The following is a 7455-nucleotide window of genomic DNA, read 5'->3' as shown; positions in this document are numbered from 1 at the left end:
ATGAGTGCTTTTTGATCGAGGACGGGCTAGTTACCGAGTGTTCGAGCTCCAGCGCATTTATCATCAAAGATGACGTCCTCATCACGCGGCCGCTTTCAAACGACATACTGCCTGGCATCCGCCGCAAGGTGATCCTAGGCCTTGCCGAGCAGGCAGGGCTTAGCGTGCAGCAGCGGGCGTTTGGAATGAGCGAGGTTTATGAAGCCGATGAGGCCTTTATCAGCGCGGCGACGCTGATGGTGCTGCCGATCGTAAAGGCAGACGGCAAGCAGATCGGCGGCGGTGCGGTCGGCAAATACGTACCTCGCCTGCGCGAGATGTATGCCGCGCGGCTAAGAGCCGAAGCGGGACTGTAATAGGGCGGTCAAAGTTAATTTAAAAATTGTGAGATTATTAGTAATATTTTCTAGCAAAGGAAATTTAGATGGGATTATCAATATTAAAGGAAATAAAAAAGATTATAGGAGAACAAGATGTTAGGCACCAAAATAGTAATGGATGAAGCTAAAATTATACGCGAAGGCAGATGTGATCTAGCTAGAGTGTATCAAATAATCGATAAATTTGCGCAGGAGTGTAACCTAGTAAAAAAGGATAAATTTACTTATCTTTGTAAAGACGATGACGAGCAGGATCTTCCACACCTTGGTAAATTTACTCATTTTAAGCTAATGGATCAAAAATTCTTTCGCGATAATGTTAAAGAATGGAAGTGGCTTGATGGTGAAGATGGTGAGAAAAATCTTATAGATCGTATACGGGAATTTGAACGCGAAGGATATTTTAAATGAGCATTCGCGTCCGAAAAGCCATAAATTTTGATTTAGATACCAAATCTTTAAAGGAGTAGTTATGAAAGGATCTAAAATAGTCCTAGACGAGGACAAAATTCTACGCGAAGGCAAGTATAATCTAGCCAAAGTGTATCAAGCGATCGATCGTCTTGCGCGGGAGTGTAACCTAGTAAAAAAGGATAAATTTACTTATCTTTGCAAGGAAGACGATGAACTGGACTTTCCGCATTTAGGTAAATTCACGCATTTTGGATTAATGGATCAAAAGTGGTTTATGGAAAATTTGATCGAATGGACTTGGCTCGATAGCGAGGAAGGCGACAGCAATTTAATTGCAGATTATATAGAGTTAAAAGAAGAAGGAATTTTTAAATGAATGCTCGTAAATTTATAAATTTTGATTTAGATACCAAAGCTCTGAAAGAATTCTATCCGGGCAAAGATTATCGTGCAGCTTATAGCAAAATTAAAGTTTTTATGGAAAACAACGGTTTTGAGCATAAACAATCGAGTGGATACATATCGATAAAACCGATGAAGGAAAGCCAGATCAATAAGATTATTTTAAGAATGGTGCATCAATTTCCTTGGCTAAGTAAATGTGCGAATAGGTTTGACGTAACGACGATATGGTCGATACGATTAAAAGATATATCCGCGCGCGAGGATACATTTGAAGCAGCCGAACCGCCTATACAAGATACTCAGGGCGATAGCGGTGTTTTATCCCGGATACGCAACACTCTTGATGAAAGCGATCGGTAAGCGGATATATTTAAAAGCTTTGGCTTTAACGATGAAGCCAAAGTTTCACAAACGAAAATTCAAAGACGGTTATGAAAATATGTATAACGATAGCTAAGTTATGCATATTTTCATAACTTAATAATATAATAATGATAAAGGTATAAAAAATGGATAATTCGTTTGAAATTTATCATAATGAAACTAAAATAGGCAAAATGAAAGTATATGCAATAGGAAAAAACGAAACATATTATTTTTCATACGATGAAAATTGGATTAAAAATGGATTTGAAATAGATCCGAATTTACCTTTAAAAGATACTGAATTTATTTCAAAAGACCTTTGGGGCGTATTTTGCGATATAAGCCCCGATAGGTGGGGGCGGCTTATTCAAAAAAGAAAAGCAGGAAGTGAACTTACAAATAGCGAATATCTAATTGGCGTAAGCGATTATTTTAGAATAGGTTCTATAAGGATAAAAAAAGGAGATGAATTTGTATCGTCCAAAACTAATGTTCCAAAACTTACAAGTATAAATGAACTTTGTACATCGGCATATAGAATAGAGCAAGGCGAAAGCTTGGATAGTGATATAAAAAACTTATTGGCACCGAGCGGTAGTTTGGGCGGAGCTAGACCTAAGGCTAGTATTATTAAAAATAACGAACTGTATATTGCTAAATTTCCGTCAATAAAAGACGAATATAGACAAATTTCAAAGTGCGAACAAACTATGTTGGAAGTGGCAAAAGTAGCAAAAATAAATGTTTGTGAAGCAGAACTTTATGAAACAATGAAAGGAACGGCATTGCTTGTTAAAAGATTTGATAGAGCGAGCGATAAAAGAATACCGTATAAATCAGCAATGACGCTTTTGGGTGTTAAAGACGGAGAAACAAACAATGAAAAGAGCTATATAGATTTAGCTTTCATGTTAGATAGCAAGAACAAAAAAGAGCTATTTCGTAGAATGGTCTTCAATGGTTTATTCGGTAATACGGACGATCATTTGAGAAACCATGGCGTTTTGTACGACGAAAACACAAAGACTTGGAATTTGAGCCCCGCTTTCGATATAACGCCAGAAACCATAAGCTATTCAAAACAAAATCACGCACTAAATTTTATAGATTTTGTAAATTTGCCTTCCGTTGAACTATTTGATGAAATAAAAGACTTTTTCGATATAAATGAGAAAGAGTTTGAAGAAATTTTATCAGATATGTTAATTGCAAGAGACGAATTTGAAAAAATAGCTAAAAAAAATGGAATAAATAGCGATAATTTGAAAATGTTAAAAAATAATTACGAACACGAAGATTTTGAAAAAATTAGAGGAATTGTGAAACGATACGATATTGAAGAGACTTTTGGGATTAAAATGGATAGTATTGACCCAAACGATACTACTGCTATGGATAAAATTAAAGCAAAATATAAGTCTGAGAATTCTAACGTTGATACTGATAAAAATGATGGCAATAAGCCGAGAAATAAAAATAGAAATCGGATGTATTAGTAAGATGTTACATCAAAGGAGAGGATAAAAGATGCTTGGCACCAAAATAGTAATGGATGAGGCTAAAATTATACGCGAAGGCAGGTGTGATCTAGCTAAAGTGTATCAAATAATCGATCGCTTTGCGCAGGAGTGTAACCTAGTAAAAAAGGATAAATTTACCTATCTTTGTAAGGAAGATGATGAGCAGGACTTTCCGCATTTAAGTAAATTTACGCATTTTGGGCTAATGGATCAAAAATGGTTCATGGAAAATTTGATCGAATGGATTTGGCTCGATAGTGAGGAAGGAGACGGAGATCTAATAGCTGGTTACAATAGGCTAAAAAAGAAAGGGGTCTTTAAATGAAACCTGTCCGCAAAGCCATAAATTTTGATCTTGCTATCAAAGAGGCAAAAATTCAAAGGCTCATCATAGGGCGAGTGCGGCAAAAGCTGTCTAGGCGTTAGGCGACGCAAAGGCTAAAAGGAATTTTAGATATTTTCTAAGGAGAGGCGATGAAAAAGCTAACGACAAATTTATCTATGATAAGCATACCGATAGAGCAATCACAAGCCGTCAAAAAAAATACTTGAGGACTTAAACGAAGCTTTAAATTTAGGAGCGAGTATAGTCGAAACCAGCGAGGTATCTGATGATGAAGCTAAAAGCAAAGTAAAAAATGCTAAAAAATTTATCGGCGTGGCGGATCATATTACCGCGACAGATGAGGAAATCAAAGAAGTCAGAGCCTTGACTAGATTAAGAATCTAAAATAAAGGCGTATTATGCAGACACAAGAATTTGTAAAATTCGAGCTCAATATACCAAAAGAGCGTCAGGATCTAATAGATGTAGCTAAGTTGTTGTTTGAAAAAGTTAAGGATTTTAAAAGGTTAGACAATATAAACGTTACAAACAATAATGAGGAAGTGCTAAGTGATGATATAGAAAATAATGAAAGGATCAAAGAATTTAAACAGCTTTTTAGCGGTTTCGTCGTGAAAGAAATACCAAAGAAAGAGGATTTAGATTATATTAGGATAAAAAGATACGTCAAATAAAAGCGCCCTAACGCCTGATGAGTAAAGGAGATAAGCATGCAATTAAGCAAAGATGAACAAATCGCGATAGCAAAAAATATTCTAAAGACTTGCTATTGGGGCAATACAAATTATACGCCCGAGTATATAGTAGAAAATATTCATAATAAATTTTTTGCTAGAAAAATTTTCTCCGCGATTTTGGAAAATTCTAAATTTATGACGATGGATTTAGCCATTATGGATGAACGCTTTGTGGTGGAATTTTTAAAAGATTGGCAAAATAAGCCTATAAATTTTAATAAAGAAAGAACGAGATTGAGGCTAGATGCTTTAATAAACGCCTATATCGACAGCTCGTATCAGCTAAGGGATATGAGATGGAACTAAAAAAATACTACGATAAGCTATACCTAGCGCAAGATAAAATTTTAAATTTACTCGCCGAAAGCTCTTGCTATCTTTATCTGGCAGGCGAAACGGCACTTCATAGATTTGTTTTAGAGGGCATTAGATATTCGGATGACATAGATCTATTTACCGGCGCTAAAGATGTATCCGCCAAAGACGAAATAGCTAAGCTCGTAAGATTTTTAAAACAAAGTGGCGTCGTATTCGACATTGCGGTAGATTCTTCAAATTTTAAGCGTCTAATCGTCAAGGATGCGGGCGTAGATTTAAAGATCGATATGGTTTATGACGTTACGGAACATATAGGGGATTTTGACCGCAAACACGGCTTTTTAGTGGATAATATCGAAAACATTTTAGTAAATAAATACGATTTTGCATTATCAAGGGAGCAGAGCAGAGATATTTTTGATATATACACAATTATAAAAAATAGTGATGTGGATCTGCTAAAGAGTATGAATAATTTAAGCAAAAAGAGTGCGAGCGAGCCGGAGACGATATGCGCTAGGATTAAAAGCTTTCCCAAAGAGATGATAGAGGAAAAGGACATAAGAGCTAAAAGCGATGCAGTTTTGCAAGACTTTATGGATAATTATAAAGCGACTTTTGATGAATTTTTTAACTTGCGAAAAGCGCTAAACTTCGCGTTTAAAGGACAGGGGCTATGAAAAATTTATATATTTTCGCAGGCGTAAACGGTGCAGGCAAATCGACATTTTATATAAATCAACTAGAGAGCGACTATTTTTACGGCACTAGAATCAATTCTGACGAAATCGTTAAGGAATTTGGAGACTGGAAAAATAAAAAGGATCAAAATAGAGCCGGCAAAATAGCGCTCAAGCTTAGAGAGTCTTACCTGCGCCGAGGGATAGATTTTAACGTAGAAACTACGCTAAGCGGTCGCGGCATAGTTAGATTTATAGGCGCTGCAAAAGCGTCCGGTTATAGGATAACGCTCTTTTATGTGGGTCTTGAAAGCGTTGATCTGTCAAAGCAAAGAGTAGCCATTAGGGCACAAAAGAACGGCCATAGCATAGAGGAGGCAGTATTGGAGCGTAGATATTCGCAGAGCTTCGATAACCTCGCTAAAGTGATTCCGTTTTGCGAGGAGATATATTTTTATGACAATAGCAAAGAAATTTTAAACGAGGAAGATCAGAAATTTTCGAATTTACGCCTGATAGCCAAGAAAGAAAACGGCCAGATTATAACGCTTGGCAAGGTATCGTGGCTTGAAGATGTTTTAAAGAATATGAGTGAAGACTACTCCGCCGCCAAAGAGCTTCAAAAAAGAGGGTAGAGCTTATACGAATAAAAAATTTCAAGAGAAAGAATAGAAACAGCAGCTAAAATAGAATTTGCAAAGTATTGAAAATCAGTTGGTTTTGCGAGGAAATTTTAAAAAGGAAGAGAGGGCACAACCGCCACGTACCTCTTCCTTAAGAGCTATTATAACATTTTGTTCTGATAAGGACCTAAATTTAAAAAGTTTTGCGCAGAACAGAGGCGTCAAACGAACAAAAATTTGATTTTGTGAGAATTTTAAGAAAGATGGAGAAGAACTGGGGATTTATAACGTTATCTTTAACGATAAAAGGGCTACGCCCGTAACTATCAACCCAGATATTGCCTTGGTTGAGAATGCGATCATTAATGAAGTCGTTATGTATGTAAAAGGCTGGCACAATATAAAAATGGATAAGGGGAAAGGGCAGAACATTTAAAATATCATTTAAAAAATGGCTCAAATGGAGAAATAAGCCTAGAAGAACTTTTGAATTTGGGAATAAACCTAAGAAAATATACAGAAGTATTTAAAGAACCTTTAATGGAAAGTAATGGCTCTATCATATATGAATGGCAAGATAATAACGAGGTGAGATTTAGAGTAGTGATTGATAAAATTAAAATAAAAGATGTGCAAAAAAACGAGGGAGAGGGTCACTCGAGTACGCCTCTATCCTCCCCCGGTAAGTCTATTATAACATTCTATTCTGATAGAAATCTTAATGCAAGAATGGTTTTTAAAAACCCGGCGGTACGGGAATTTTATGAGTCTAAAAAGCTTGATGACGTCGAAATAGAACAGGCTGACTTATAGACATTTTAGATTTTAAAGTCGCACGAATTCTAAAATAGACTAAAATTTAAGCATAGTTATGCGTTGCCGCAATTTATACCGCAAATATCGTTAAATTTAAAATGCCGCAAAATTTCAAAATTCTATGCAAAATCACAACCGCAATTTTTTAAATTTATTCCACCTTTTGATCCGAAATTTTATAAAATTCATTCTCTTGATAAAATTTCACCACGGCTTCATCCGCGCTTGCGTTGCGCTGCAAATACTGCAGCAAGGGCTCTGCGCGCGTATATATCACCCCGAGCCCCGCAAGGCTCGTCGCTCGCGAAAGCGCTACGTAGAGCTGCCCCTTGGCAAAGATCCTGTCGATGTCGCAGATGAGCTGCGGGATGCTCATGCCTTGGGATTTGTGGATCGTGATGGCGTATGCGAGCTTGAGCGGGAACTGATAATACCGCGCCAGCACGATCTGCTCGGCATCCGCGCCGCTTGCGGCGATCTCACTTAGTTCGTATGTGTGCAGCCCCACGCGGCTTAGCATACCCGAGGGCTTTTTTACGACCACGCTTTCGATCTCGTCGCCGGAGCTTTTTTCGATCTTTTCGACGACGCCTTGCTCGCCGTTGAAAAACTCGCCGCTTTTGTTTGCGGTAAACAGCACCTTTGCGCCCTCTTTCAGCGTCAGACTTTGCGGCGTATTTAGCGAGGCGATCCATTTTTGAATTTTCTGCTCGCTCACTCCGCTTTGTAGCGCTTCATAAACGCCCTCAAAGCTGCTTTGCGGCGCATTAAGCTTGGCTAGTCTAGCGCTATTTATCGCATTCACTTCGGCGTTTCGGCCCGAGATTATCGTAGCGTTCGGCTCAGCTCG

At 37.7% G+C, this 7455-nt stretch carries 11 protein-coding genes and 1 pseudogene; 11 read left to right on the top strand and 1 reads right to left on the bottom strand.

Annotation, left to right across the window (positions count from 1 at the left end):
* From Q0238_RS01690 to Q0238_RS01640, 11 genes are all read left to right on the top strand, one after another.
* On the top strand, positions 1-356 hold a 356-nt coding region (locus Q0238_RS01690), incomplete at its 5' end, for an aminotransferase class IV (RefSeq protein ID WP_297942283.1).
* Positions 357-473: 117 nt separating this feature from the next.
* The gene (locus Q0238_RS01685) at positions 474-791 is read left to right on the top strand and encodes a hypothetical protein (protein WP_297942281.1); all 318 of its coding nucleotides are present in this window, start codon (positions 474-476) and stop codon (positions 789-791) included.
* A 61-nt stretch (positions 792-852) separates the two neighbouring features.
* Positions 853-1170 (top strand): hypothetical protein, encoded by a 318-nt coding sequence (locus Q0238_RS01680; RefSeq protein WP_297942279.1) that lies wholly within the window; start codon positions 853-855, stop codon positions 1168-1170.
* Positions 1167-1559: a VapD family protein gene (gene vapD / locus Q0238_RS01675; RefSeq protein ID WP_297942277.1), complete on the top strand. Its 393-nt coding sequence runs from the start codon at positions 1167-1169 to the stop codon at positions 1557-1559. The genes Q0238_RS01680 and vapD overlap by 4 nt, the downstream gene beginning before the upstream one ends.
* A gap of 149 nt (positions 1560-1708) precedes the next feature.
* Positions 1709-3061 carry a type II toxin-antitoxin system HipA family toxin gene (locus tag Q0238_RS01670; protein WP_297942275.1) on the top strand — a complete coding sequence of 451 codons (1353 nt, stop codon included), beginning with the start codon at positions 1709-1711 and terminating at the stop codon, positions 3059-3061.
* Between the two features lie 31 nt (positions 3062-3092).
* A complete protein-coding gene (locus Q0238_RS01665; protein WP_297942272.1) occupies positions 3093-3410 on the top strand; it encodes a hypothetical protein in 318 nt (105 codons plus the stop codon).
* Positions 3411-3829: 419 nt separating this feature from the next.
* Positions 3830-4105 carry a hypothetical protein gene (locus Q0238_RS01660; protein WP_297942268.1) on the top strand — a complete coding sequence of 92 codons (276 nt, stop codon included), beginning with the start codon at positions 3830-3832 and terminating at the stop codon, positions 4103-4105.
* Positions 4106-4141: 36 nt separating this feature from the next.
* Positions 4142-4474: a hypothetical protein gene (locus Q0238_RS01655; RefSeq protein WP_297942266.1), complete on the top strand. Its 333-nt coding sequence runs from the start codon at positions 4142-4144 to the stop codon at positions 4472-4474.
* Positions 4465-5166, top strand: a complete 702-nt coding sequence (locus Q0238_RS01650; RefSeq protein ID WP_297942263.1) for a nucleotidyl transferase AbiEii/AbiGii toxin family protein — start codon at positions 4465-4467, stop codon at positions 5164-5166. The genes Q0238_RS01655 and Q0238_RS01650 overlap by 10 nt, the downstream gene beginning before the upstream one ends.
* A complete protein-coding gene (locus tag Q0238_RS01645) occupies positions 5163-5801 on the top strand; it encodes an AAA family ATPase (protein WP_297942261.1) in 639 nt (212 codons plus the stop codon). The genes Q0238_RS01650 and Q0238_RS01645 overlap by 4 nt, the downstream gene beginning before the upstream one ends.
* Positions 5802-6275: 474 nt before the next feature.
* The gene (locus Q0238_RS01640) at positions 6276-6602 is read left to right on the top strand and encodes a hypothetical protein (protein ID WP_297942258.1); all 327 of its coding nucleotides are present in this window, start codon (positions 6276-6278) and stop codon (positions 6600-6602) included.
* A gap of 154 nt (positions 6603-6756) precedes the next feature.
* Here the strand turns inward: Q0238_RS01640 and Q0238_RS01635 are convergent.
* Positions 6757-7455 (bottom strand): annotated as a pseudogene (locus tag Q0238_RS01635) (AAA family ATPase); the annotation flags it as partial.

The organism is uncultured Campylobacter sp. (assembly GCF_938045775.1).
Taxonomy (GTDB): Bacteria; Campylobacterota; Campylobacteria; order Campylobacterales; family Campylobacteraceae; genus Campylobacter_B.
Note: the sequence above shows the minus strand (reverse complement) of the source record. Positions and strands in the feature narration are given on the sequence as shown.